25 protein-coding genes are annotated in these 23,128 nt (G+C 61.3%); 11 read left to right on the top strand and 14 right to left on the bottom strand.

Translation table 11 applies throughout. The features are described 5' to 3' along the window. Positions 1–2 precede the first annotated feature (2 nt). Positions 3–887 carry a 1,4-dihydroxy-2-naphthoate polyprenyltransferase gene (locus tag HMPREF2875_RS00790; RefSeq protein WP_070669684.1) on the top strand — a complete coding sequence of 295 codons (885 nt, stop codon included), beginning with the start codon at positions 3–5 and terminating at the stop codon, positions 885–887. 6 nt (positions 888–893) lie between these two features. Here the strand turns inward: HMPREF2875_RS00790 and HMPREF2875_RS00795 are convergent, their stop codons facing one another. Beyond that, a complete protein-coding gene (locus HMPREF2875_RS00795) occupies positions 894–1,235 on the bottom strand; it encodes a DUF4229 domain-containing protein (RefSeq protein WP_070669685.1) in 342 nt (113 codons plus the stop codon). Positions 1,236–1,278: 43 nt separating this feature from the next. Here HMPREF2875_RS00795 and HMPREF2875_RS00800 point away from each other — a divergent pair, with 43 nt between their 5' ends. Next, positions 1,279–1,569, top strand: a complete 291-nt coding sequence (locus tag HMPREF2875_RS00800; RefSeq protein WP_070669557.1) for a hypothetical protein — start codon at positions 1,279–1,281, stop codon at positions 1,567–1,569. Here HMPREF2875_RS00800 and HMPREF2875_RS00805 read toward each other — a convergent pair. The 7 genes from HMPREF2875_RS00805 to hemL all read right to left on the bottom strand — a co-directional run bounded on the left by HMPREF2875_RS00805 (position 1,566) and on the right by hemL (position 8,013). Continuing rightward, entirely contained in the window at positions 1,566–1,832 is a 267-nt protein-coding gene (locus HMPREF2875_RS00805; protein WP_070537506.1) for a helix-turn-helix domain-containing protein, read from the bottom strand. The genes HMPREF2875_RS00800 and HMPREF2875_RS00805 overlap by 4 nt on opposite strands. Beyond that, positions 1,833–2,849, bottom strand: a complete 1,017-nt coding sequence (ccsB, locus tag HMPREF2875_RS00810; protein WP_070669558.1) for a c-type cytochrome biogenesis protein CcsB — start codon at positions 2,847–2,849, stop codon at positions 1,833–1,835. It abuts the gene before it with no gap. 125 nt (positions 2,850–2,974) lie between these two features. Next, positions 2,975–4,606: a cytochrome c biogenesis protein ResB gene (locus HMPREF2875_RS00815; protein WP_070669559.1), complete on the bottom strand. Its 1,632-nt coding sequence runs from the start codon at positions 4,604–4,606 to the stop codon at positions 2,975–2,977. 14 nt (positions 4,607–4,620) lie between these two features. Further along, positions 4,621–5,439, bottom strand: coding sequence for a cytochrome c biogenesis CcdA family protein (locus HMPREF2875_RS00820; protein ID WP_070669560.1), 819 nt, complete (start codon positions 5,437–5,439; stop codon positions 4,621–4,623). After that, on the bottom strand, positions 5,436–6,035 hold the full coding sequence (locus HMPREF2875_RS00825) for a TlpA disulfide reductase family protein (protein WP_070669561.1): 600 nt from the start codon (positions 6,033–6,035) through the stop codon (positions 5,436–5,438). Before HMPREF2875_RS00825 ends, HMPREF2875_RS00820 begins: the two co-directional genes overlap by 4 nt. Beyond that, positions 6,035–6,643, bottom strand: a complete 609-nt coding sequence (locus HMPREF2875_RS00830) for a histidine phosphatase family protein (protein ID WP_070669562.1) — start codon at positions 6,641–6,643, stop codon at positions 6,035–6,037. Before HMPREF2875_RS00830 ends, HMPREF2875_RS00825 begins: the two co-directional genes overlap by 1 nt. 32 nt (positions 6,644–6,675) lie before the next feature. Next, positions 6,676–8,013 carry a glutamate-1-semialdehyde 2,1-aminomutase gene (gene hemL, locus HMPREF2875_RS00835; protein ID WP_070669563.1) on the bottom strand — a complete coding sequence of 446 codons (1,338 nt, stop codon included), beginning with the start codon at positions 8,011–8,013 and terminating at the stop codon, positions 6,676–6,678. A 201-nt stretch (positions 8,014–8,214) separates the two neighbouring features. Here hemL and HMPREF2875_RS00840 point away from each other — a divergent pair, with 201 nt between their 5' ends. The 5 genes from HMPREF2875_RS00840 to HMPREF2875_RS00860 all read left to right on the top strand — a co-directional run bounded on the left by HMPREF2875_RS00840 (position 8,215) and on the right by HMPREF2875_RS00860 (position 13,341). Then, the gene (locus HMPREF2875_RS00840) at positions 8,215–8,688 is read left to right on the top strand and encodes a hypothetical protein (protein WP_070669564.1); all 474 of its coding nucleotides are present in this window, start codon (positions 8,215–8,217) and stop codon (positions 8,686–8,688) included. A 215-nt stretch (positions 8,689–8,903) separates the two neighbouring features. Beyond that, positions 8,904–10,511 (top strand): permuted SH3 domain-containing protein, encoded by a 1,608-nt coding sequence (locus HMPREF2875_RS00845; RefSeq protein WP_070669565.1) that lies wholly within the window; start codon positions 8,904–8,906, stop codon positions 10,509–10,511. Further along, positions 10,508–11,182 (top strand): ABC transporter ATP-binding protein, encoded by a 675-nt coding sequence (locus HMPREF2875_RS00850; protein ID WP_070669566.1) that lies wholly within the window; start codon positions 10,508–10,510, stop codon positions 11,180–11,182. Before HMPREF2875_RS00845 ends, HMPREF2875_RS00850 begins: the two co-directional genes overlap by 4 nt. Continuing rightward, on the top strand, positions 11,179–12,474 hold the full coding sequence (locus tag HMPREF2875_RS00855; RefSeq protein ID WP_070669567.1) for an ABC transporter permease: 1,296 nt from the start codon (positions 11,179–11,181) through the stop codon (positions 12,472–12,474). The genes HMPREF2875_RS00850 and HMPREF2875_RS00855 overlap by 4 nt, the downstream gene beginning before the upstream one ends. Before the next feature lie 141 nt (positions 12,475–12,615). Next, positions 12,616–13,341 (top strand): hypothetical protein, encoded by a 726-nt coding sequence (locus HMPREF2875_RS00860; RefSeq protein WP_246816993.1) that lies wholly within the window; start codon positions 12,616–12,618, stop codon positions 13,339–13,341. Positions 13,342–13,477: 136 nt separating this feature from the next. Here the strand turns inward: HMPREF2875_RS00860 and HMPREF2875_RS00865 are convergent, their stop codons facing one another. Continuing rightward, a complete protein-coding gene (locus HMPREF2875_RS00865; protein ID WP_070669568.1) occupies positions 13,478–13,792 on the bottom strand; it encodes a DMT family transporter in 315 nt (104 codons plus the stop codon). Positions 13,793–13,865: 73 nt separating this feature from the next. Here HMPREF2875_RS00865 and HMPREF2875_RS00870 point away from each other — a divergent pair, with 73 nt between their 5' ends. The 4 genes from HMPREF2875_RS00870 (at position 13,866) to HMPREF2875_RS00885 (ending at position 18,430) form a co-directional block, all read left to right on the top strand. Continuing rightward, a complete protein-coding gene (locus tag HMPREF2875_RS00870) occupies positions 13,866–14,705 on the top strand; it encodes an NAD(P)-dependent oxidoreductase (RefSeq protein ID WP_070669569.1) in 840 nt (279 codons plus the stop codon). Positions 14,706–15,112: 407 nt separating this feature from the next. Then, positions 15,113–15,691 (top strand): ABC transporter ATP-binding protein, encoded by a 579-nt coding sequence (locus tag HMPREF2875_RS00875; protein WP_070669570.1) that lies wholly within the window; start codon positions 15,113–15,115, stop codon positions 15,689–15,691. Continuing rightward, the gene (locus HMPREF2875_RS00880) at positions 15,691–16,707 is read left to right on the top strand and encodes an ABC transporter permease (protein WP_070669574.1); all 1,017 of its coding nucleotides are present in this window, start codon (positions 15,691–15,693) and stop codon (positions 16,705–16,707) included. The genes HMPREF2875_RS00875 and HMPREF2875_RS00880 overlap by 1 nt, the downstream gene beginning before the upstream one ends. Positions 16,708–16,792: 85 nt before the next feature. Then, positions 16,793–18,430, top strand: coding sequence for an ATP-binding cassette domain-containing protein (locus HMPREF2875_RS00885; RefSeq protein ID WP_070669576.1), 1,638 nt, complete (start codon positions 16,793–16,795; stop codon positions 18,428–18,430). On the opposite strand, the gene HMPREF2875_RS00890 is transcribed toward HMPREF2875_RS00885, so the two are convergent. Genes HMPREF2875_RS00890 through hemB form a run of 5 tightly spaced genes read right to left on the bottom strand, consistent with a single transcriptional unit; the run spans position 18,427 to position 23,066 of the window. Then, positions 18,427–19,794: a protoporphyrinogen oxidase gene (locus HMPREF2875_RS00890; protein WP_070669578.1), complete on the bottom strand. Its 1,368-nt coding sequence runs from the start codon at positions 19,792–19,794 to the stop codon at positions 18,427–18,429. The genes HMPREF2875_RS00885 and HMPREF2875_RS00890 overlap by 4 nt on opposite strands. After that, a complete protein-coding gene (gene hemE, locus HMPREF2875_RS00895) occupies positions 19,795–20,835 on the bottom strand; it encodes a uroporphyrinogen decarboxylase (RefSeq protein ID WP_070669579.1) in 1,041 nt (346 codons plus the stop codon). A 38-nt stretch (positions 20,836–20,873) separates the two neighbouring features. Next, positions 20,874–21,371 (bottom strand): tellurium resistance protein TerC, encoded by a 498-nt coding sequence (locus HMPREF2875_RS00900; RefSeq protein WP_070669582.1) that lies wholly within the window; start codon positions 21,369–21,371, stop codon positions 20,874–20,876. After that, entirely contained in the window at positions 21,368–22,066 is a 699-nt protein-coding gene (locus HMPREF2875_RS00905; RefSeq protein WP_070669584.1) for a hypothetical protein, read from the bottom strand. The genes HMPREF2875_RS00900 and HMPREF2875_RS00905 overlap by 4 nt, the downstream gene beginning before the upstream one ends. A 22-nt stretch (positions 22,067–22,088) precedes the next feature. Continuing rightward, positions 22,089–23,066 carry a porphobilinogen synthase gene (gene hemB / locus HMPREF2875_RS00910; protein ID WP_070669585.1) on the bottom strand — a complete coding sequence of 326 codons (978 nt, stop codon included), beginning with the start codon at positions 23,064–23,066 and terminating at the stop codon, positions 22,089–22,091. Positions 23,067–23,128 lie beyond the last annotated feature (62 nt).

The following is a 23,128-nucleotide window of genomic DNA, read 5'->3' on the forward strand; positions in this document are numbered from 1 at the left end:
GCATGTCTGCCTATTCCGCCACTCCTGCCGATTGGCTCCAGGGTGCTCGCCCGCACACCTGGGCCAATGCCTTTGCTCCCGTTATCGCTGGTACCGGTGCCGCTGCCGCGGCCCACGGCCTGCACTGGGGCCGGGCGTTGCTGGCGCTCATCGTGGCCTGGGCGCTTATCATCGGCGTGAATTACGCCAACGATTACTCCGATGGCATCCGCGGCACCGATGATGACCGCACCGGCCCCCAGCGGCTTACCGGGGGCGGGCTGGCCAAACCACAGCACGTCAAGTTCGCCGCCTTCGTCTCCTTCGGCGTGGCGGCCATCGCCGGCATTTCGCTCTCCCTAGCTGCCAACGCGGCCTGGTTCATCCTCGTCGGCGCCGTGTGTATCGCTGGCGCCTGGTTCTATACCGGCGGCAAGAACCCCTACGGCTACCGTGGGCTGGGCGAGGTTGCCATCTTCATCTTCTTCGGCCTCGTCGCAGTCCTCGGCACCGAGTACACGCAGGCCGGCCGCATCACATGGACGGGCCTTGCCTTGGCCGTGGGCATCGGCGGTATGAGTGCCGCGGTAAACCTGGCCAACAACATCCGCGACATCCCCTCCGATGAGGCCACCGGCAAGATCACCCTGGCTGTGCGCCTGGGTGATAAGAAGTCCCGCACGCTATTCATGACCCTGTTGCTGCTCCCGGTGTTGCTCACCGTGGGCTTGGCCTTCGATTCCTGGGCGGCGCTGGCCTCCCTGCTCTACTTCCCCCTCGCACTAGGCGCTATCCGCACCGTCAACCGCGGTGCGCGCGGGCCCAAACTCATCCCGGTGCTCGGCATGACTGGCCGTGCAATGCTGGTATGGGCAGTCATTAACGCCCTAGCACTTGCCTTTGTCTAACTGCTGTTAGCGGCCGGCTAGTTCCGCCTGTACCCACTCCTTGTGGGCCTTGCGCTGCGCGGAATACTCCGCCAGAGTCTGGGTAGCTTCCACGCGCCACGAGGAGAAGATCAGCATCGACAGCGGCAGCGCCACGAACAACGCCAACAGAGCCGACACCAGCACGGGGATGGCCACACCAATAGCCATAGCCAGCAGCTGAATCACCACGGTCAACAGGATGAAGAGCACCAGGCGGGCAGCACCATACTTCCACAGAGCCACACGTGAGCGGCGCTTGAGCGCCGGGTCCGGCTGAGGTGGCTCAGGGATCTGGGACTCGTTGGTCATGTTGTCTGTCTGGCTCATCATTCTCACTTCTGCTTCGCGGGCATTCCGTAGAATACAACGCATGGGTCGTTTGATACTACTAGTCCTGTTTATCCTCGCGGCACTTCTCGTGTGGAAGGCATTTGGGCCATCCAGCTGGAAGAATAAGGCACAGCAGCAACAGCAGCCGCAGCGCCCCGCAATCAAGGGCCCCGATGATGACGAAGAATTCCTCTGGAACTTGGAAAAGCAGCGCTTCAAGGAGCGCCGCGCGAAAGAGCGCAAGGCACAGCGCAAAGAAGAAGAGCGCCGCCGGCGCGCACCCAAGCCTCAGAAGCCGGAAGACCCTGACGCCACCGGGGAAGACAACTAGTTCTTTGGTGTCTTAGGCGTAAACGTCATCTCCAGGTCGAGGGCCTCCGCCACCGCCGCAATCTTCTCCCAGCGCACACCGGAGCCGCCGTGCTCGATGGTGTGCAAGGTAGAGCGCGACAGACCGGCTTTCTCAGCTAACTCCTGCTGCAGGATGCCTAACTCGCGGCGTCGCTCAGCAAAGACATCACCTAAAGCAATGAGCTGCGGGTTATCGCCGGCCGGTTTACCCTGTTTGTGCCGGGGTTTATGTGTATCCGCCATTTAGTTCAGCCCCGCGTAGGAGTGCAGGCCGGAGACAACCATGTTGATGAAGAACAGGTTGAAGACCATCAACAGCATCGCCGCGATGTTGAGGTACGGGGCAGCTCTGCGAAACGCCGGGGTGGCGCGGGCATGCAGGTAGGCAGCGTAGAGGATCCAGGTGGCGAAGGAGACAGTTTCCTTCGGGTCCCAACCCCAGTAGCGGCCCCACGCGGACTCCGCCCAAATAGCGCCCAGCACAATACCCAGACCCAAAGTCGGCAGGGTCACCACTCCTAGGCGGTAAGCCAGCTGATCCAACTTCTTTGCGGAGGGCAGCGGGCGGGCAATCGCGCCGAAGAAGCCATGCTCTCTTCCCTTGCCCTGGTGCACGCGCAGCACACTGAGCAGAGAGGCAATACCGGAGACGATGCCGATGGAGGCACCAAGCGAGACCACGGTGACGTGGATCGGCAGCCAGTGAGACTGCAGCGCCGGCACCACGGGGGCGGACTCCGCATACAGCTTCGTGGAGCCGTAGAACATGAGCGCCAGGATCGGGGTCAGCAACCATGGCCACAAGGTGCGCCACTCCTTGCGCTGCATCGCGATGGTCGCCACCACCATGACGCCGGCAGTCACCATGAGCACGTACTCGTAAAGATTGCCAAACGGGAATCGGCTGGTGGCCAGCCCGCGCAGCACAATCGCCGCTAGGTGCAAGGCAATACCCAGCCACAGCAGCATCTGCGTCATTCCGCCGAGCTTGTCCGCCTTCTCCTGCTTCTTGGCAAGGTCGGCGTCCTCGCTAAGGCCGGCCGAGGGGGCGTCGTCAAGCACCGCGTCACCTGCCGGGCCGCCGACAGTAGCCAGCTCGCGCTGCTGGGCCACGGCGGCAGAACGCGCGCGCAGGCCCTCAATGATGCCCTGCATGCGGCCGTAGTAGACCAAGGACAGCACCAGCGCGAGGGCGTAGATGACGAACGCGGTCTGGACGGCGATGTCGGAGAAGTTGGACAGATTCTGATCAATCTGCATGGATGAGAAACCTTGCCTTCACAGTGCTAACGAAAGTGCTCACTCAACGGAGAGATGAATAGTGCTCATAAGGCTACCCCTCTTACCTGACAGCATCCAACTTTTGACTGATAGGTTGCTCACCTTTAGTCGGCGGAGTACAGCACATCTTCCTCCACCTCATCCGGGTCCGGCAGCTCGAGAAGCTCGCGGTGCAACGCGTAGAACTCTTCGGACCAGCCGGCGCGGTCGGTGCGGGCAAGGCCACCCATCTCAATGTCGGTGCCACCATCAGCTGCCGGGCGGATACGTACCCACACGCGGCGGCGCTTAATCACCAAAGAACCAACGAGGGAGACCAACATAACGAGCGCGGACACCAGGACCCATCCCTGGAAGGGGTCATAGGAAATCTGGTAGTTCGCAAACTCGGAGGCGCCGTCGAAGCTGATCTTTGTGCCATCATCGAGCGTGACTGACTCGCCCTGGGTGAGGTTGACGCGGTCAATCTTCTGCAGCTGGCCCGACTGGAGGAGGCTGGGGTCAAGGGAGAAGAAGCTCTGGGGACGTCCCGTGTCCAAACCGGCATCGCCGCGGTAGATATCGATAGCCACGGCCGGATCATTCATTGCCGGGAAGGAAGACTGCAGGAGCTTTCCGTTTTCGCCCGACCACTCAGCAGTAGGGGCAAAGAGCCCCTGAATGGCAATCTGGTTCTGGCGGCGCTCATACAAGTCCGGGTACATGCCCGCGGGCGGGTCGAAGCGCATCGCGCCCGAGGACAGGAAGTAGGTCATGTCGTTGGGCTGGAATTGGATGGTCTGCGTGCGCTTTTCGCCATTGGGCCACTCCACCGTCATTGTCGGCGCAAATCCGTGGCCCTGAAGATAGACGCGGTTTTTCTCAATGCGCAGCGGATGGTTGACTTGGAGTTCGTAGTCCTCCCAGGTCTCCGGGTCGGTAAAGATATCGTCACCGGCAGCATAGGACACGTTGGAGGTAAACATCTCTGCCTGGCCATTCGGCAGGTAGTCCGCGGTGAAGTCGTGTGCCAGGAAGCAGAAGGGGTGCAGCCCAGTGCCGTCGAAAAGCGGGCCCGCACGGAAGGAGTCATACACAGAGGTAGAGGTATTACAGAACTCCGTGGACTGCGTCTGTTCCTGGGTCTCGCCGCGAGAGTTCTTCTCCGTGACCACGATGACCTGGCCTTCGTAGGTGACCAGACGGCCGGCCGCCATGGTGAGCAGGATGGCCACGAGAGCGATGTGGAAGATGAGGTTGCACAGTTCACGGGCATAACCGCGCTCCGCAGAGAAAGACTGCGCACCCGCGCGGTCCTCCTCCGGAGATACCTCCAAGACGCGCCACTTCTTCAGCATGGTCGTCGTCGCCGCGGCGATCTCCTCCGGGGACTTCTCTGAGTGCCCGGTGGCGTTGAGCGGCATCTTTTCCAGGTACTTCGGCGCGCGCGTAGGCGGGGTCTTCCACGCCTTGTAGTGATCCCAGGAGCGCGGGATGATGCAGCCCACCAAAGAAATCATGAGCAGAACGTAAATGGCCTGGAACCAGACGGAGGAGAAAACATCGAAAAGCTGTAGCTTGTCGTAGATTTCCGCCACCTTGCCGTTTGTTGCGATGAAGTCATCGACGTTGCTCTCATTGAGGGCACGCTGCGGCAGGAGGGATCCAGGGATCGCGGCGATGGCCAGCAGGAAGAGCAGCGCTAGTGCAGTGCGCATGCTGGTCAGCCAGTGCCAGGCCTTGCGGATGTACCTCACGAAAAAATCTCTCCTTAAATCAGCGTCGTGCCGTTGGACTCAGACCATGCCACAGTCCACTGGCGGATGGCGTTGATAAAGCTCTCCCACAGGCCGGTCAGCAAGGCTAGGCCCACGAGGATCATGGCGATGCCACCAATAATCTGGATGGCACGGGAGTGTTTGCGCATCCAGGAAATGGTGCGCATGGCTTTGGCCGAACCAAGTGCCACGAGCAGGAAGGGCAGGCCCAGGCCCAGGCAGTATCCAATTATGAGGATGGTGCCGCGCAGCGCCGTCGTGCCCTCAGTGCCTACAGACACGGAGAGGATGGCAGCCAGCGTGGGCCCAAGGCAGGGAGTCCAGCCCAGCGCAAACACTCCTCCGAGCAGCGGGGCGCCGAGCCAGGTGGTCCAGCGCTTCGGCGCCATGCGCGTATCTTTCTGAAGCACCGGCACCACGCCCATGAACACCACGCCCATGAGGATGGTGATGATGCCGCCAGCGCGCATGAGGATGTCCGCGTTGAGCGTCAGCGCCGAGATGGCACCGAAGACGGACACCGTGGCGAGCACGAAGACGACGGTAAAGCCCAGCACAAACAGTGCTGCGGCAACGACGACGGCCCATTGCCTGCGCTTGCCGACGCCCACCCCCAACTCCTCGTCATAACTCACCTCACCGCCGACCACGGAGGCAAGGTAAGACATGTAGCCGGGCACGAGGGGGATCACGCAGGGCGAGGCAAAGGACACGAGGCCCGCTGCGGCAGCAGCCAAGATACCGAGGAGAAGTGGGCCGGCCGTGGCGGCTTCGGCAAAGCTTTGCCCCAGCCCGTCAGCAGCAAGGATCACTGTTCCTTCTCCAGCTCGTCAACGACCTCGAGAACCATGTCCTCTGTGATCTCAGTCAGGAAGACCGCCGCCGGGCGGTGCTGCTTATCCAACACAATGGTGGTGGGCACTACGGACGTCGGTACACCGCCGAGGGCTGCGGCCGTCTTAAACGGCGGGTCGTAGATGGAAGGGTACTCCAAGCCGTTATCGGCCATGAAGTCCCTGGAAATCTCCGGGTTAAAGTCTCTGACGTTAATACCCAGCACGGTGCCGATGTTGCGCTTCTGCAGCTCTGTGTGAATCGCCTGCAAGTCATCTGATTCCGAGCGGCACGGCGCACACCACTGGCCCCACGAGTTGAGCACGACGATCTGATCCTTAAAATCCGAGAGCTTGATCGTCGTGGACTCATCCCGCAGGTCTTCACCGGAGAAATCCTTCAGTGGTTTACGGTCAGCTTCGTCGTAGCGAATGGTGGTCTGGCCACCGGGAGAGATGAATTGGAAGGTGCCGCCGGAGGCCACTGCGTTCTGCGAATTCTCCTCGTTCTGCGAGCAGCCAGCAAGGGCCAGCGCGGCCACGACTACTGCGGCACCAATCTTGAGGCCCCGCATTAGATGTCCTGCGCAGGAGAAGAATAGAAGATGTCCACGATCTCGCGGTCGCGGTAGACCAGCGAGGTCACCGACGCCAAGTCGCACTCACGGTCCCACGGCGCATGTGCCAGGCGCTTGCCCAACACCGTGCGCTGCACCATCACGATGGGCAGCTGGTGAGACACCACGATGGCCTCATGGCCCTCAGCCTTGGCGCGGGCGCGCTCGGCGGCATCCATCATGCGCGCGGCAATCTGCTCGAAAGGCTCGCCCCAGGAGGGCTTGAGCGGGTTGACCATGAGCGGCCAGCGCTGCGGGTTCCACAGCTGCGAGTTCCAGCCCTTGGTGCGCAGGCCCTCGAAGCGGTTGCCTGATTCGATGACGCCCTTATCGACGTCCACCTCAAGCCCCGTCACCTTCGCAATCGGTTGCGCCGTTTCCTGCGCGCGCTGCAGCGGCGATGCCGCCAGGTAGGTGACGTCGTGGCCTTCGAAGGCCTGCGCGGTGCGTGCCGCCATGGAATGTCCGCGGGAGGATAGGTGGTATCCCGGGATGCGTCCGTAGAGGATCTTGTCCGGGTTGTAGACCTCGCCGTGGCGGACGAAGTGGACGATAGTGGTGGACATAAGCCTGGTGGTATCCCCTCGTAGTGGTTGATTTACTGCGGGCGCTGCGCACTCGCGGCGGCCTGGGCGGCCGGCGTCAGCGCGGCCTCGATTACCTCAAAATCATTGTCCGTCAGCGCATCGGACACAAACCACGTCTCAAACGCTGACGGCGGAACGTAGACGCCGCCCTCCAGGAGAGCGTGGAAGAAAGGTGCAAAACGCCAGGTATCGGCCGCCTGCATGTCGGCAAAGTTGTGGCCTTGGCCCTCCGCAAAGCGAATGGAGAACATCGACTCTGCTCGCTGAATGTGGTGCGCCACGCCCGCAGCATCAAGTGCCTCAGTGATGAGACCGGTGAGGCGGTCAGCATTGGCCTGCAGGCGCGGGTAGAGCTCTTCGTTGGCCAACTCCAAAGATGCCAGGCCAGAGGCCATAGCGACCGGGTTTCCGGAAAGGGTTCCTGCCTGGTAGACGGGGCCCGCCGGCGCCAGCGATGCCATGACATCAGCGCGGCCACCGAAGGCAGCGGCCGGAAGACCACCGGAGACCACCTTGCCGAAGGTCACCAAGTCACCAGCCACGCCATCGACCCCGAACCAGCCCTTGTGGGAGGTGCGGAAACCGGTCATGACTTCGTCGAGAATAAGCAGGGCGCCGTCGGCATGCGCAATCTCCTTGAGTGCCGCATTAAAACCCTCCTGCGGAGCAACCGTGCCCATGTTGCCGGCAGCAGCCTCGGCGATGATGCAGGCAATCTCCCCTGGATGCGCGGCGAAAGCTTCGCGCACGGCATCGAGATCGTTGTACGGGACGACGATGGTGTCAGCAGCCGAGGCTCCAGTCACGCCCGGGGAATCCGGCAGCGCAAAAGTAGCCACGCCGGAGCCTGCCGACGCCAACAGCGCATCCACATGGCCGTGGTAGCAGCCTTCAAACTTGAGGACCTTCGCGCGGCCAGTAAACCCGCGGGCAAGGCGCACAGCAGACATCGTTGCCTCAGTACCGGAGTTCACCAGGCGAACCTGCTCGGCGGCAGTGCGCTCCACGATGCGCTCCGCCAACAACGTCTCACCTTCAGTAGGCGCGCCGAAGGAAAGGCCATCGGCAGCCGCCTTCTGCACTGCCTCCACGATGGCGGGGTGAGCATTGCCGTGAATCATCGGGCCATAGGAGCTCACCAAGTCGACGTATTCGTTGCCATCGATATCCCACAAACGGGACCCCTCGCCGCGGGCGATAACGCGGGCTTGGCCGCCCACGGAGCCGAAGGCACGGACCGGGGAATTCACACCGCCCGGGGTGACCTTGGTGGCGCGGTCAAACCACTGGGCGGACTGAGTCGTATTCTGGGAGGAATTCTGCTGGCTAGAGTTAGGCATAGCCCACATTGTATCGGTTTTAGCCCTATACAAAAGTTTGAGTCGCCTCATGCCCCACGGTCGCTCATCCAGAGCTTCGCATATGCCCTCGACGCGCTCGCGCTGCGCGCACGCTACCGTGGCGCTATGCTGGCAGCACACTGTTGATTTCGCCTTCCCTTTTCAGCGCTGGGGTGCGCTGTGGAGAGGCACTACTTGAGGGGGATTCCCATGGCATCGCGCCGTTTTCTTATCATTCTTGCTTGCCTTCCGCTGTCTGCCTGCGCCGCCACACAGGCAGAAACCACTCCACGAAGCGAACCCAACCGCGCCACCTCAACTCAGGCACCGTCCTGGCAGCCGAATGCCCTACCCCAACCAGTCAACCGCTTGGGCAACACCACCTCCATTGCTCCCGCCCCAGCTGAGCCGGAACAGGTAGACGAACCACCGCTTACCGCCGAGCCTCCTGCGCCTCAGATCGAAGTAGAAACCGTCACTCTCCACGCCCCAGCTCCTACTCCCGCACCAGCGCCGCGCCCGGTGCCGCCGCAGCGCCCCAAACCTCAGCTAGAACTGCCCACACCGCCGCAGATTCCCACCTCCTTCCCGCTTCCACCAGAAATTCAGCGCGGCATCGACCAGATGCCCACCCTTCCTCCGCTGCCGCGCGCAGAGGATATCCGTATCGATGTGCCCCTCTAAAACCAGATGCCACATACGTTTCGATCAAATAGTGGCAGAAAATCACCCATTTTCGGACCCTTATTTGATCGAAACGTCACCAGACCACCCAGCCCAACGTCCTCTAGGGGTAGACCCTGATCTACCTCCGATATTCCCCCTCCAGGCATGACAAGGGGCGCTTTCTAGAGTTAACCTGAATCCAGTTTTATTCACGGCGTAAAGGTTAGGAATTCATGAAGAAGAAAGCTCTCGGCATCACAGCAGGAGCCCTCGCGGCGGTTCTCCTCGCCGGCGGTGGTGGCTATTACGCGCTCACCAGTGGTTCCTCTGATATCCAGTTGACTGCCGCCGACGTCACCACGGCAGCCAAAGAGGACCTCATCAGCTCCGTGTCCGCAACCGGCACGGTGGCTGCTGAGCGCGAGCTTTCCCTGACCACCTCGCTCACCGGACCTATCCAGTCCCTCGACGCCAAGGTCGGCGACCGCGTCGACGCCCAGCAACTGCTTGGACGGATGGACACCACCGACACCGAGCGCGAGCTCGAAGCCCAGCGCACAGCACAAGAGGCAAGCAAACTGGAATCCGTCCACCAGATCGAGGACGCCCAGCTGCAGCTGCGCCAACTGCAAGACTCCCTCGACCAAGGCCTCAACCCTGAGGTTAACAGTGCCCAGTCCGCCGTCAATTCGGCTCAGACCGAGTACGCCGAAGCGCAGAAAAAGCTCGATGAAGCCCTCGCCACCAAGGGCGACCGCCCCGAAGTTGCGGAGGCCCGCGCCGCCGTCGACCAAGCACGCACCGGCGTGCGGGACGCCGAGTCCAAGTCCTTCCAGGCAGCACTCGCCTCCATTGGCACCGCCGCTGAAGACCCCTCTGGCGTTCAGACCGCCAGTGCTATCTTGAGCTACCTCGACTCTGACGAGGCCGTGTCAGAAGCCGAGCGCCAACTGAAGGACACCGAAGACTCCTACCACCGCGTCCTCCGTGGCATCGACCGCGAGCTCGGCGAGCAGCAGCGCGCCACCTCGGCGTCCTACCAAGCGGTGTCGGATGCCGAACGTGCACTCCAGGCCAGCAACCTGGCCATTGAGCAGCAAATCGCCGCCCAATCCCAAGCGGTGAATCATGCGGTGGAAACGGCGACGTCGGCAAGCGCCAGCAACGCCAAGGAAAATGGGCCTCTTGAATACAGGCTCTCCCAAGCTGATCTGCGCTCCCCATTGGCCGGTGTCATCACCGCCGTCAACGGTCAGGCCGGCATGCCTGCTGAGGGCCCCATCCTCACCGTGGCGGATGATTCCACACTCCTGGTGAAATCCACGGTCAAGGAAGGCGACATCGCCCAGATCAAGGTCGGCGACGAAGTCACGTTCACCACGCCGTCTAGCCCCGGCAAGGAATACAAGGGAAAGGTCAGCTTCATCTCCCCCACCGCTGAGCAGCCCATGTCCGCTGAATCCGGTGCAGGCTCCTCCAGCAGTGGTGGCGGTGGCGGCTCCTCCAAACCCGAATTCCCCGTGGATATCCGCGTCGAAGGAAACCGCGAGGGCCTGCGCCTAGGTTCCACAACGAAGGCCAAGATCATCACGGAACAAAACAAGAACGCCATCACCGTGCCGCTGTCCGCCATCTTTGAGGACCACGGAAAGAAGTCCGTTCTCGTCGTAGAGAATGGCGAAATCCACGCCCGCACGGTCACCGTAGCTACCGAGTCCGCCTTCGCCGCCGCGATTGCCTCCGGTGTGAAGGAAGGCGATACCGTCATCACCCAGGCCGATATGTACAAGGACATGGTCGGCCAGGCAGCCTCCGTCTCCGGCGCGGATGAGAACGCATGAGCCGCCTCATTGAGATGCGGGGCATTGTCAAACGCTTCAACGAGGGCCTCGATAGCGAGCTGACCGTCATCCCCGGCCTAGATTTCTCAGTGGACGAAGGCGAGTTCGTGGCCGTGGTGGGCCAGTCCGGTTCCGGTAAGTCCACGCTCATGAACATCATCGGGCTGCTCGACCGCCCCACCGCCGGCGAGTACCACCTAGCTGGCGTGGATGCGCTGGCGCTTGGCGACGACAAACTGGCCTCCTTCCGCGGCCAAAAAATCGGTTTCATCTTCCAGAATTTCAACCTGATCGGCCGTATGTCCGCGCTGAAGAACGTGGAGATGCCCATGGTTTATGCAGGTGTTTCCGCCCACGAGCGCACCCAGCGTGCACAGAACCTCTTGGAGATGGTCGGCATGGGCGACCGCATGAACCACCTGCCCAATGAGCTCTCCGGCGGCCAAAAGCAGCGCGTGGCTGTGGCCCGTGCCTTGGCCAACCAGCCGGATATTCTCCTAGCGGACGAGCCCACCGGCGCACTGGATTCGCAGACGGGACGTATGGTCATGGACTTATTCCACGAACTGCACCGCACGCATGGAAAGACCATTTTGTTCATTACTCACAACCCGGAATTGGCTGATGAGTGCAGCCGCACCGTCACGATGAAGGACGGTGTTCTGTCATGAATTTCGCTGAATCCACCAAGATGGCGCTGACGAGCCTGCGCACCAACAAGATGCGCTCGGCGCTAACACTCTTGGGCGTCATCATCGGCATCGCTGCGGTCATCGCCATCGTCACGCTGGGCCACTCCTTGCAGTCTTCCGTGCAAAAGGACTTGGACAAGGTGGGCGCCAATAACTTCACCGTCCAGGTCAAGGAGCGCCCAGAGGAAGGCGAAGAGGAAGAGGCCGATGATCCTTTCATGGGTGGCGGCTTTGTCGAAGACGAGTCCTCGATGCTCACCCCGGACATGCTGGACCGTGCCAAGGAGGTCATGGGAGATCAGATCGCCGGCATCAATATCGGCGAGTACAGCTCTTATTCCGGCACCCTCGTGGTCGAAGGCGACGAACAAGAGGAGACCGCCAATCTTCTCCTCCGCCCCACCAACCCGGACTATGTCTCAGGTTCGTCCTATTCCATCGTGACTGGGCGCTTCCTCAACGAGGATGATATCGATTCCAGCCGGGCGGTGACCATGCTGGATAAGGAAACGGCCGCCAAGCTTTTCGGTGCTCCTGAAGACGCCATTGGCCAATACGTAAGCTTCGAAACCCACGAGGCCTCCCCGATTGAGCTGGCCGTCATCGGCGTCTTTGAAGAGCCTCAGACCGGACCTCTGGTGGGCGGCGGCCCCAGCCAAACCGCCTTCGTTCCTTACCCGCTGGAGGCCGAGTTCTCCGATTCCCCCGGTGCCGGCACCGCGTTCAGCGAGGTCACCGTTCGCGGCAACCCGGACTTGGACAAGGCCACGGTTGCCAGCAACCTGCAGCGCGTCTTCGATAGCTACTACGAGGACAACACGGACTACATGGTGAAGGTGAGCGACTTCAGCGATGACCTCGCGTCCCTGAACCAGATCTTCACCACGATGAGCCTGGTGCTCGCGGCTATCGGCGGCATCTCGCTGCTCGTCGGCGGCATCGGCGTGATGAACATTATGCTCATCACCGTCACCGAGCGCACCCGCGAAATCGGCATCCGCAAAGCGCTTGGCGCACGCCGCCGCGATATCCGCATGCAGTTCATCACGGAGGCCATCGTTGTCTGCCTCATCGGTGGTCTCATCGGCATCGCCATCGGCACCGCCGCCGGCATGGCGGGCGCAGCCGCCATCGGAGCGCTCGTGGCACCACCGCTGTGGGCAGTCATCCTCTCGCTGCTCTTCTCGCTGGCTATTGGCCTCTTCTTCGGCTACTACCCCGCGGGCAAGGCCGCGAAGCTGGACCCGATTGAGGCGCTGCGCTACGAATGATTCCACTCATCCTCCCGACTAATCAGGTATTCTGAAGCCCAAAAGTTCGGGGGGACTCCATATTGGATAAGCGGTGTGTGTCTGAGCTCTCCGCATTTCCAGCCCCCCTCTTGCCGGTACTTCCACTATCAAGAGGCACTCATGAAACTCATACAGCAGGAACTGGGTCATTCTGAAGCAGAGACCATACTTGGCGCATTGCCGTTGCCTCGCCGAAGCACCTACCTCAACTTGGCTAAACAGCACGGAGACACCGGTACCGACATCGATATACTCGCAGCTCATCTTTATGTTTGGAATGGCTTCATGGCATCTGTTGTTGACAGAACAACTGGTGAAGTTGAGGTTCTCTTGCGCAACTTTATCGATTCAAGATTTAGAGAGTGGAACTCCTCGCCTCCTAGAAATGGCTCGCCAGACTGGTTCGAACACCCAGAAGCACCGCTTACTCAACTTGTGCTACCGGAAGGCCGCAGTCGGCTTGCGGACCTAGCGCATTGTGAGAGCCCCTTCAGCCCACCGAGTCACGATGATTATGTTGCAGGTTTGACCTTCGGTATATGGGTTCACCTACTACCTAAACCTCACGCTGGAAACAAAAACCCACGAGTGATTCTCTGGAATGAGGCTCTCGAACCACATGTTCACAAACTAAACCGAGTTGAATTCCAGCAGTACGCAATGCTGGTAAAGGACATGCGCAACCGAGCGACGCACCGTCGCCCGCTCATTAAAGACATCCCCAAACTAGAGAAGACCCATCAATTCTCTATCGAGCTAGTTAAGGCCATAAATCCCAAAATGGGCGTCTGGATGCGCTCGGAACGGTGGATTCCTGAAGCGCTAAAGCAATTCCCAGCGAAATAAAAGATGGCCCCAGCATCGCTGGGGCCAGAGCCTATTTGCCTTACGGCTTGATATCCAGAAGCCTACTACGCAAGTACATAGGTGTCCACTCACCGATCTATCGATTCTCCTACGTCGTCTCACTCGACGACGCCTCCTAATGCACCACCTTCAGGCCCACAATTCCGCCAACAATCATGGCCAGGAACAGCACCTTCCACACCGTGGCTGCCTCCTGCCCCGTGGCGAGGGAATAAACCACGGTAACGACCGCGCCCACACCTGCCCACACCGCGTAGGCTGTGCCCACGGGAATGAACTTCATGGCCCAACCCAAACCACCCATGGAGATGGCGCAGGCAACGAAGAAAACGACCGACGGCCACAGGCGGCTAAAGCCCTCCGATTTATCTAGTGCCGCCGCCCACACAGCTTCGAAGGCCCCGGAGAAAATCAACACAAACCACGCCATTTCTCAGCCTTCCTCGTCCGGGGCTCGCAGGAATCGCGGCGAACCTGCCCACAATGATGGCACACTGGGCGGCATGAAGATTGCATTCCTGGGTACTGGCCGCATGGGTACCGAGCTCGCCCGACACCTCCTCGACCACCATGAGCTCACTGTTTGGAACCGCACCGCCGAGCGCGCACAACCGCTAGTTGATGCCGGTTCCGCTCTTGCTGATTCCCCTTCCGCCGCCGTAGAGGGCGCAGAGGTCATCATCACCTCTCTCTTCGGCCCGGATGACATCCGCGAGCAAATCATCGAGACCAACCTCATCCCGGAGGGTGTGACGTGGATCGACACCACGACCATCTCCCCCGATGCCGCCCGTGAATTCGCTGCCGCGGTGGAAACGTACGTCCATGCACCCGTCGTCGGCTCGCTGGACCCGGCGCGTGAGGGAAAACTCGGCGTCTATGTGGGCACGCCTGACGACGACCGCCGCGAGCTCGCCATGACCATTGCCGAGCTCTGGGCCGACGAGAACAAGCTCATCGGCGTCGAATCCGCCGCCACCGCGGCAATCGGCAAGCTCCTGGCCAACCTGGCCCTCGCCGTCACTGCAGAGGGTCTGCTCGAGGCTCTTCAGCTTGGCGAGTCCGAAGGCCTTGATTCTGAAGTCATCCTCGAGATGCTCGACATCACCGGCCTCGCCTTCATGAAGAACATGAAGGGCCCATTCATCACCGGCGAGCGCAACACCACTCCGGGCGACTTCACCGTGGACGCCCTGTGCAAGGACGCCAAGCTCATGGAGATGACCGCCAACAAGCCACTCCCGGCCCTCGCCGCCGTCATTCAGCGCTTTGAGGAGCAGCAGGCTATGGGCCACGGCGACCAGGATTTCTCCTCCATCTTCGTCTTCCGCAACAAGGGATAGCCCAGCAGCTAGGCACCCTGCTTTCCGACGAACTCTCGCCCTACTTCAGCGAAGCCCGCCGAACACGAGCGATTGCTTCGTCGGCAGATAGTGTCCCTGCGGCCACTTCGCGGCCCAACTGCCGAACGTGCTCATCCGTCACATCGTGGCCTGCCAGACGCAGCGCAGCATCACTCAACGCTAACGGATCACGGTCGCTACTATTGCTTTCAACTTGAATCGGCTTCGACACTGCTACCCTCCCGAGTTTTCAACTACATTTTCTCTCATTTTAGCAGCTCATGGCACCAACCCCAAGGGTATTTCCCACCTCTAGAAGAACGTTCAGGGCGTGCGTTTTGCTAAACTTCATCAATAAGTTTTAACTATTGTCTTGTCACACAATGTAAGGAGATCGCTGCCCAGCAATGCTTTCCATCGACGCAGATTATGGGCATTCCACGCCCCTTGGACACCTTGAGAAGAACTTCGCCCTGGGCCACATCTATGGCCTTGCTGGCCCCAACGGTTCGGGTAAATCCACGTTGCTGGCCACGCTCGGCGGGGAGCTTGCACCTCTAGATGGTTCAGTGAAGTGTGACGGTCATCCCGTCGGCACGAAGGAGCAGCCGGGTGCTGTGGTTACGGTGGCCGAGCCGGTTTTCCTCCCCGACCTCACCGTGGGCGAGCACTTGGACTTGATAGGAAAGGCGACAGGGGTGGACGTCGCCAAGCTCTGCGAGCTCTGGGCACTCGATCCTCTCCTTCCGCACCCAGCCTCGCGCCTGTCCTCGGGCCAGCGCCAGCGCGTGTTCTTGGCAGCACAGCTGTACCAGCCGGCGCGTGCAGTGCTTATCGACGAACCCGAGCGCCACCTCGACGCCGCCTGGACCGAGTTCCTCGCCAGCGAATTGCGCTATCTAGCCGACGAGGAGAATCGTTGCGTCGTTGTGGCCTCGCATTCCGACACCATCACCCAGGCCTGCGACGAGGTGGTGCAGCTGTGATGCGCGTGCTATCGCGGCTGGGTGATGGCATGTGGTACCTCATCCTCGCCGGCTTCGTCTTCGGCTTCGGTTATACAGTCTGGCAAGAAGTCGGCGCAGTCCTGCCTATCATCCCGGCCCGCATCGCGTTAACTAGCGTCGCTCCTATTGCCGGCATCGTGGGACTGCTCGCGCTTATGGTGCTCACCGAGACTCTCTATCCCCTGCGCGCGCTGTCGCGGGAACGCTGGGTGTACGTTGATCGCCCGCGTGGCCGGCTCCGCGGTACCGACTGGATCACATGGGCGCAGCTGCTCGGATTCGGGGTCTTGGGCCTCGGCATCTGCGTGTCCACCGGGCTATCCCCGTGGTTCGCGCTGGCAGCCACGGCCCTGCGTTTCGTCGTGGGATGGCGCTCGTTCACGCTGGCTTCGCTTCTCAGCGCTGGGCGCACGCGCCTGGTCGGTGGATCTGGCCTTGGCCTGCTTGATTCGGAGGTCACCTCCGATGCCATTGCGAGCCAGTCCGCCTGGATACCTCGTCGCGCCCATGCGCCCTCCACGTTGACGGGTCTCTTCTTCCGTCGTCTGGGACGACGGTGGTACATCGGCGTCGGTGCGCTCGCGGCCCTCGGCTTGACGTTGGGGTTCGCCCCACAGCTTGGGGCGCTGGCTATCGTCGGCTTCATGTCCGCGTGGAGCATCATCGGCGCAGCGGTCGGGCGCGCCGCCTCCTTCGGCCGCGTCAGCGACGATGCATGGCCCGACTGGGGCCTTCCCCTTATCGCTTCTGTGGGCACGGCACTCCTTGGTGCCGGTGTTCTGGTCTTGGTGTGGAAGCTCTCCGCCATCGCAGTGGCGCTCATCATCGCCGGTCTTAGCTGGGCGTCGTTTAAGCGTTCCCGCCCGGCACAGGTAGACAGCATGTCCATGCTGGACAGCGGCGGCTTCGGTGTCTCCTTCTCCCCCGAGGTGCTGCACTACATTGCCCGCGGCGCCCTCGGTCTTGGCGTGGCGGCCCTTGCACTGGGGTATTAGCCGGTGCTAGTCTTTCGGGCATGAAGATTTTTTCCTAATTCGACGTCACACTTTTTACGCGACTTACTCGAAGGTGGATTTCTTCATGCCTATTTCTTTTTCTCATCTCACCGTCACCTGGCCCGACGGCACCCCTTGTTTCACGGACGTCACCGGTACGTTTTCCTCCCACTTCACGGGCTTGGTCGGAGCGAATGGCTCCGGAAAATCAACGCTAGCCAAGGTCCTTGCAGGCCTTATTGCCCCGAGTTCGGGAACGGTATCCGCGGGCTCAGTCCTCTATGTCGACCAGGATTTAGGCCTCCATACGTCTAGCACCATCGCCGATGTCTTTGGCGCGACCGAAGTCCTCAACGCCATTGCCCGCATTGAGGCTGGCGAATACTCGGAAGAGCTCGCCGCCACTGTTGGTGAGCAGTGGGATTTGGCAGAACGCATCGAAGCTGCTCTCGACGCCGCCGGTATCCCCTTCCCGATGGATCACACTATCGGCACATTGTCTGGCGGTGAAGCCGTGACAGTGGCGCTGACCGCCGCATTCTTCCGCAAGCCGGATTTCCTCATCCTCGACGAGCCCACCAACAACCTGGACTCCGAATCGCGCCAGCGCCTGCTCGAGCTCATTCGCACCGCGCCGATGCCGGTTCTCGTCGTCTCACACGACCGCGAACTCCTCGAGCACGCGAATAGCATCGCGGAGCTCTACCACGGAACCCTGCGCGAGTTCGAAGGAAACTACTCCTCGTACCGCGCAGCAATTGATGCTGAGCAGGATTCCGCGCAGGCCAAGGTCAGGGAAACCAAAGCCGAACACCGCAAACAAATCCGCGAGCGCGCCGCTATGCAGACCCGCATTGCACGCGATGCCCGCCGCGGCAAGAACTTCGCCGCCTCGAAGCGCAAACCCGGCATGGCCATGGGCTTGGACAAGAACCGCTCTGAGCGCTCGGCCGCTGGGCGTTCTCAACAGGCCAACGATGCAGTCGCTGCCGCCCAGTCAGCACACGACAAGGCACAGCGCGCGCTTCGCGACGACACCCATGTCCACATCGATCTCCCCGGCACTGAGCTTCCCGCGGGCACCCGCGTGCTCGTCAGCGATCTGCTGAGTATTACTGGCCCCGAGCGCGTTCGCCTCGCTGGGCCCAATGGCAGCGGCAAGACCACCTTCCTCAACCGCGTTACTCAGGGCGACGTCGAATACGCGCTGCCCTGCGGGTACATCCGCCAACGCATCGTCCTGCCCGAGGAGAAGTCGGTGCTCGACATCGTGCGGGATGCCAACCCCAGCGCCGACCCGCAGTTCCTGCGCGACCAACTGGCCCAGATGCTCTTTATCAACGACAAGATCCATCAGCCCGTGGGCCAGCTTTCTGGTGGCGAGCGCTTCCGCGTCGAAATAGCCCGCGTCCTGCTCAGCGACCCGGCACCGCGCTTTCTGCTTCTCGATGAGCCGACCAACAACCTCGATATCCCCACCACCGATTGGCTAATTGAGGTGCTCACGAGCTACCGCGGGGCATTCATCTTGGTCAGCCACGACGAGCACGTGTGCGAGCGGCTAAACCTCACAACGACCGTTTCCATGGATGACTACAACTCGCTCTGCGAAACGGAGTACCTTCTGCGTTCCCCTCGCAATGCACAACGTCTTCGTGACTCCATCGACAAGCTGAAGGCATCTGACAAAAGGCATCAGCCACAAGGAGGGACAGCGAGCTAGCTGACGAGCGCTTGCGCAGCGGCTCGGGCATCAGCGATAACGGCGGGCACGCCCACCCCGCCTGCCCAGGCGCCGGTGGCGGCGATGCCGGAGACGTCGGCAAGCGCGGTGCGGACAGCAGCGAGCGTAGCCAGGTACTTCTCGTCGTAGCGAGGGATACCGCCGAACCAACGCTGCGTGTAAATCTCTTCCACGCCGGCAGCACGCCCGTCGAAGCCGGTGATCTTTTGCAGGTCATCAAGGGCATAGTCCACGAGGTCATCCTCTTCCGCGCGGACGAGGGCATCGTCACCGAAGCGCCCGAAAGAAGCACGCACGAGGAAACCTTCGCGTTCGTTCAAGTGCGGCCACTTGTTAGAAGAGAGCGTAAAGGCCTTAGCACGCAGGTCCGGTTCGTCGGAGGCGATGAGGATGCCGGTGGCGTCGGGAAGCGCGTTGCCCTCTGGGTCCGTGGCGGAAGCGAAGTTGAAGCCGATGACCACAGAAGAGGCAAGCTGAATCGTGGAAAGGTGCTCAGCAGCCTCAGGGGCCACAGCTTTGATGAGGCGTGCGGTCGTTGGGGCGGGGGTGGCAAACAGCACGCGATCGAAGGGTCCGATATCCCCCGGAGCGCCCTTAACGTCAAGGTTATCGCCCTTGCGAGTGACACCAGAAATGAACGTATCGAGGTGAATCTGCGCTCCGGATTTCTCAGCCAGAGCCTCGTAGAGTTCGGCATAGCCACCCTTGAAGGTGCCAAAGACGGAGCCCTCGGCGGGGCTGCGGCCCGATTCGATCTGCTTAATCGCTGCAGACAGCGTCACCGGGCCTTCCTTGGCCAGCGTGTCCAATGCGGCCGCCAGGTGCGGGAGGGTAGCGCGCAGGCCTAGGTCATCGGCAACGCAGGAGTACACGCCGCCAAGGAGTGCGGACACCACGTGATCGACGACGTCGTCGCCGTACTGCTGGCGCACGAGCTTTCCGACGGACACATCCCCACCAATTTCCCACTCAAACGGCTTCTCGTTGGTGATGCGCTCATTGGTGGCCGCGGAGAAGAAGTCCTGCGGTTCGGACGGAATGCCCATGACACCGCCCTGCGGCAGGAAGTGCAGCTCGCCGCCGGTATAGACGCGCGGGCGCAGCTCGGCATTGGGCTCCACGATGGACTCGTGCAGGCCCAGCTCGGTGAAGAAATCAACAGCATCTTGGCGGCGGCGGATGAAGGCTTCCGCGCCCATGTCGGTCGGCCCGCCATTAAACGGCACGGTGTGCAGTTTTCCACCGATGCGCTCGGCCGCCTCGAAAACGTATACCTCGTGGGAGCGCAGCTCCGAGGCGGCGGTGAGTCCTGCTAGTCCAGCACCGATGATCGCGATCTTCATTTAGCCCTCCTCGTGGATGATGGCGACGGCACCGGTGATGGCGTCGGCGTCGGTAGTCGGCAGAACCCCGTGGCCGAGGTTCCAGATGTGTCCCTTTATGTCGCCGCGAGCACGTGCGGTGTCGACTTCAGTTTTGATGGTACGCACGGCTTGGCGCACGGCGTCGTCGCCAGCAAAGAGCACGGCGGGGTCGAGGTTGCCCTGCAGGATGTTCGCACGTACTCGGGCGGCAGCTGCGTCCATGGCCACGCGATAGTCCACGCCCATGACCTCGGAGCCGGCCTCCGACATCGCTCCGAGCAATTCGCCCGTGCCCACGCCGAAGTGGATGCGCGGCACGCGGCCTTCAGCGGCCTTGAGGATCTGTGCCGAATACGGCAGCACAAACTCGCGGTAATCGCGCTCATTGAGGTAGCCCGCCCAGGAATCGAAGAGCTGCATGGCGTCGATGCCAGCATCCAGCTGTAGCTCAAGGAAGGCGATGATCGTCGGGGTCAGGCGCTCCATGAGACGGTGCCAGGTGTCCGGGTCAGAGTGCATCAGCGCCTTGGTGCGCTCATGATTCTTCGAGGGCCCGCCTTCGATGAGGTAGCTAGCCAGGGTAAACGGTGCGCCGACGAAACCGATAAGAGCCTGCTTGTCGGTGAGCTCGTTCAGGATGATCTCGATTCCCTGACGGACCTCGGGCACGTCGACGTCGAGAACCGGTAGGTTGGCCACGTCCTCCTTGGTGCGCACTGGGGCGTCCATGACGGGGCCGCGTCCGGGGACGATCTCTACGCCCACGCCTGCTGCCTTGAGCGGGACGACGATATCGCTGAAGAGGATGGCGCCATCAACGTCGTGGCGGCGCACCGGCTGCAGGGTAATCTCCGCCAGCAGCTCCGGCATGAAGCAGGAATCCAACATGCTGATCCCCTCGCGGACCTTGCGGTATTCCGGCAAGGAACGACCCGCCTGGCGCATGAACCAGACGGGCGGGCGGGACGGGGTACGGCCGGAAGCGGCCTCAATAAGCGGCGCGGCAGACAGACGAGACATACCGTCCATTATGAATCAAAAGTTGGAGCCGACGCTAATCACGACCGCTCAGCACGGCGAGCTTTGATGAAGGCCGTGGATTCTGGATGGAAGAGGAAGTAAATCCCTACCATGAGTACCAGAGGAACAATCAGCAACGCCATACCGCCCACACCGGCGATGAGCGCAGCCACGCTGACGAACATGGCATAGACCGACACCGCCGTGATGATACGGCGAGCCCATACCCAGCCGCTAGCCAATTGCGCAGAGCAGGCCGCGATAACCACCGCGCTGACGATATGAGAGATGGCGGCAAAGCGGGTATTGAAGCGGATATAGTCCACCTGCTCCATGCTCAAGTCTGGGTTGTTGATCCGGGAATAGGAACCAAACAGGCCCACCATGCCAGCGGTGAGCATAAAGATCGCGCCGACAACGAAGATCCAGTAGGCAATGCGCAGCTGCGAGGGCCATGCGGAATAGTCCTGATCGCCCTTCTTCTTTTTCCGGCGAGGGCTGCGGTTATAGTCCGCGGGGCCTGGGCGATCGGTCATGGGCGGTCGTCCTTTGAATTCTTCTTGTCGGTGTTCTTATCTCTGTCTTTATTTTTGTCTTTGTCGCGCTGCGCCTGGTTGTCCAAGCGGCGTTGTTCTTCCATCTCCTTGCGCATCTGGCGCATCTGCTCCATCTCGCCGGTGTACTCCAGAACCTCTTCCTTAGTGGAGAACATGAGGCCCATGATGGCAGCTACACCAACGAGAATCTGCACGGCGCCATCGACCACAAACAGCCAATCCGGCACGTTCGCCCCAGCCGGGCTGCTGAGAAAGACGATGAGCACGCGGAAACCAAAATAAAGGGAGAAGGCAAACCAGAGGCGCCGACCAGTACCGGCGGCCTTAGCGTTGCTGTTGATCATCCACAGCATGATGCCCAACAGCACCACGATGGCCAGGGAAATCAGCGAGCTCAGCACCAGCGAGCCATAGCCCACGATCTGGACGAAAGAATCCGTCATCTCCTGTCCGGAGCGCTCCGCGGCTGACTCCGCAGTGCTGCGAGCCTGGGCGAAAAGCTCATCGCGGTTGAGCAGCGTCAGGGTAATACTCAGGACGAGGTGCACTGCTTCGAGTACTAGCGCAACGGTCCACACCTTGAGCATGAGGGAGACGGCTTCGGTGCGCTTGGGGTTCTTGGCGGCCTTGTCCTGCGGCTTATCAGACGGCGCGGTATTCGGGCTGAGCGTCACGACTCTCCTTGAAGCGGTCAGATTATGCGAGCAGGCGGGCAGCGTCCGTGGCGAAGTACGTCAGAATCTGATCCGCACCAGCGCGCTTGAACGCGGTCAAGGACTCCAGCATAACGGCCTCGCCGTCAATCCACCCGTTCTGGGAGGCCGCCTGAATCATCGCGTACTCACCGGACACCTGGTAAACGGCAACCGGAACGGAGGAACGCTCAACGGCACCCGCCAGCACATCGAGGTACGGCAGGCCCGGCTTCACCATGACGATGTCCGCGCCCTCTTCGATATCGAGGTCCACTTCCAACATGGATTCGCGATAATTACGCGGATCCTGCTGGTAGGTGCGGCGATCGCCCTCCAGGGACGAGCCCACAGCGTCGCGGAAAGGCCCAAAGAAGGCCGAGGCGTACTTGGCCGAGTAGGCCATGATGGCCACATCTTCATGGCCAGCGTCATCGAGAGCGTCGCGGATGGCGGCTATCTGGCCGTCCATCATTCCGGAGGGGCTGACCATGTGTGCGCCGGCGCGGGCCTGGGAGCGAGCCATGTCCTGGTAGAGTTCCACGGTTTCGTCGTTAAGCACGCGACCCTGGTCATCGAGCACACCGCAGTGCCCGTGGGAGGTGAATTCATCCAGGCAGGTATCCGCCATGACAATAAGGTCATCGCCGAATTCCCGGCGCAGCTCCGCAATAGCAACGTTGAGGATGCCCTGCGGATCCCAGGCCACGGAGCCGGTCGCATCCTTGTCTTCCTCGCGCGGCACACCGAAAAGGTCAACGCAGGTCACACCCGCATCAAGAGCCTCGTGTGCGGCGCGCTTGAGGGAATCCACGGTGTGCTGCTGTACGCCCGGCATGGACGGGATATCGCGGGGCGCATCCAGTCCGTCGACGACGAACATCGGAAGGATGAGGTCGGAAGGACGCAGCGACGTTTCCGCAACCAGGTTCCGGAGGGCCGGAGTCTGACGCAGACGACGGGGGCGGCGAACAATGCTCATGAGTAGGAACTCTCCTTCGAGCTTCGAGACAATCTATACCTTCCCCGACTCTAGTCGCCCCT

Source organism: Corynebacterium sp. HMSC078H07 (genome assembly GCF_001812805.1).
Taxonomy (GTDB): Bacteria; Actinomycetota; Actinomycetes; order Mycobacteriales; family Mycobacteriaceae; genus Corynebacterium.

What these genes read in the sequence shown, in the direction of transcription:
- HMPREF2875_RS00790 (WP_070669684.1), top strand. Translation starts at nt 3, where the DNA reads ATGTCTGCCTATTCCGCCACTCCTGCCGATTGGCTCCAGGGTGCTCGC.
- HMPREF2875_RS00795 (WP_070669685.1), bottom strand. Translation starts at nt 1,235, where the DNA reads ATGAGCCAGACAGACAACATGACCAACGAGTCCCAGATCCCTGAGCCA.
- HMPREF2875_RS00800 (WP_070669557.1), top strand. Translation starts at nt 1,279, where the DNA reads ATGGGTCGTTTGATACTACTAGTCCTGTTTATCCTCGCGGCACTTCTC.
- HMPREF2875_RS00805 (WP_070537506.1), bottom strand. Translation starts at nt 1,832, where the DNA reads ATGGCGGATACACATAAACCCCGGCACAAACAGGGTAAACCGGCCGGC.
- ccsB (WP_070669558.1), bottom strand. Translation starts at nt 2,849, where the DNA reads ATGCAGATTGATCAGAATCTGTCCAACTTCTCCGACATCGCCGTCCAG.
- HMPREF2875_RS00825 (WP_070669561.1), bottom strand. Translation starts at nt 6,035, where the DNA reads ATGCGGGGCCTCAAGATTGGTGCCGCAGTAGTCGTGGCCGCGCTGGCC.
- HMPREF2875_RS00830 (WP_070669562.1), bottom strand. Translation starts at nt 6,643, where the DNA reads ATGTCCACCACTATCGTCCACTTCGTCCGCCACGGCGAGGTCTACAAC.
- hemL (WP_070669563.1), bottom strand. Translation starts at nt 8,013, where the DNA reads ATGTGGGCTATGCCTAACTCTAGCCAGCAGAATTCCTCCCAGAATACG.
- HMPREF2875_RS00840 (WP_070669564.1), top strand. Translation starts at nt 8,215, where the DNA reads ATGGCATCGCGCCGTTTTCTTATCATTCTTGCTTGCCTTCCGCTGTCT.
- HMPREF2875_RS00845 (WP_070669565.1), top strand. Translation starts at nt 8,904, where the DNA reads ATGAAGAAGAAAGCTCTCGGCATCACAGCAGGAGCCCTCGCGGCGGTT.
- HMPREF2875_RS00850 (WP_070669566.1), top strand. Translation starts at nt 10,508, where the DNA reads ATGAGCCGCCTCATTGAGATGCGGGGCATTGTCAAACGCTTCAACGAG.
- HMPREF2875_RS00855 (WP_070669567.1), top strand. Translation starts at nt 11,179, where the DNA reads ATGAATTTCGCTGAATCCACCAAGATGGCGCTGACGAGCCTGCGCACC.
- HMPREF2875_RS00860 (WP_246816993.1), top strand. Translation starts at nt 12,616, where the DNA reads ATGAAACTCATACAGCAGGAACTGGGTCATTCTGAAGCAGAGACCATA.
- HMPREF2875_RS00865 (WP_070669568.1), bottom strand. Translation starts at nt 13,792, where the DNA reads ATGGCGTGGTTTGTGTTGATTTTCTCCGGGGCCTTCGAAGCTGTGTGG.
- HMPREF2875_RS00870 (WP_070669569.1), top strand. Translation starts at nt 13,866, where the DNA reads ATGAAGATTGCATTCCTGGGTACTGGCCGCATGGGTACCGAGCTCGCC.
- HMPREF2875_RS00875 (WP_070669570.1), top strand. Translation starts at nt 15,113, where the DNA reads ATGCTTTCCATCGACGCAGATTATGGGCATTCCACGCCCCTTGGACAC.
- HMPREF2875_RS00880 (WP_070669574.1), top strand. Translation starts at nt 15,691, where the DNA reads ATGCGCGTGCTATCGCGGCTGGGTGATGGCATGTGGTACCTCATCCTC.
- HMPREF2875_RS00885 (WP_070669576.1), top strand. Translation starts at nt 16,793, where the DNA reads ATGCCTATTTCTTTTTCTCATCTCACCGTCACCTGGCCCGACGGCACC.
- HMPREF2875_RS00890 (WP_070669578.1), bottom strand. Translation starts at nt 19,794, where the DNA reads ATGAAGATCGCGATCATCGGTGCTGGACTAGCAGGACTCACCGCCGCC.
- hemE (WP_070669579.1), bottom strand. Translation starts at nt 20,835, where the DNA reads ATGTCTCGTCTGTCTGCCGCGCCGCTTATTGAGGCCGCTTCCGGCCGT.
- HMPREF2875_RS00900 (WP_070669582.1), bottom strand. Translation starts at nt 21,371, where the DNA reads ATGACCGATCGCCCAGGCCCCGCGGACTATAACCGCAGCCCTCGCCGG.
- hemB (WP_070669585.1), bottom strand. Translation starts at nt 23,066, where the DNA reads ATGAGCATTGTTCGCCGCCCCCGTCGTCTGCGTCAGACTCCGGCCCTC.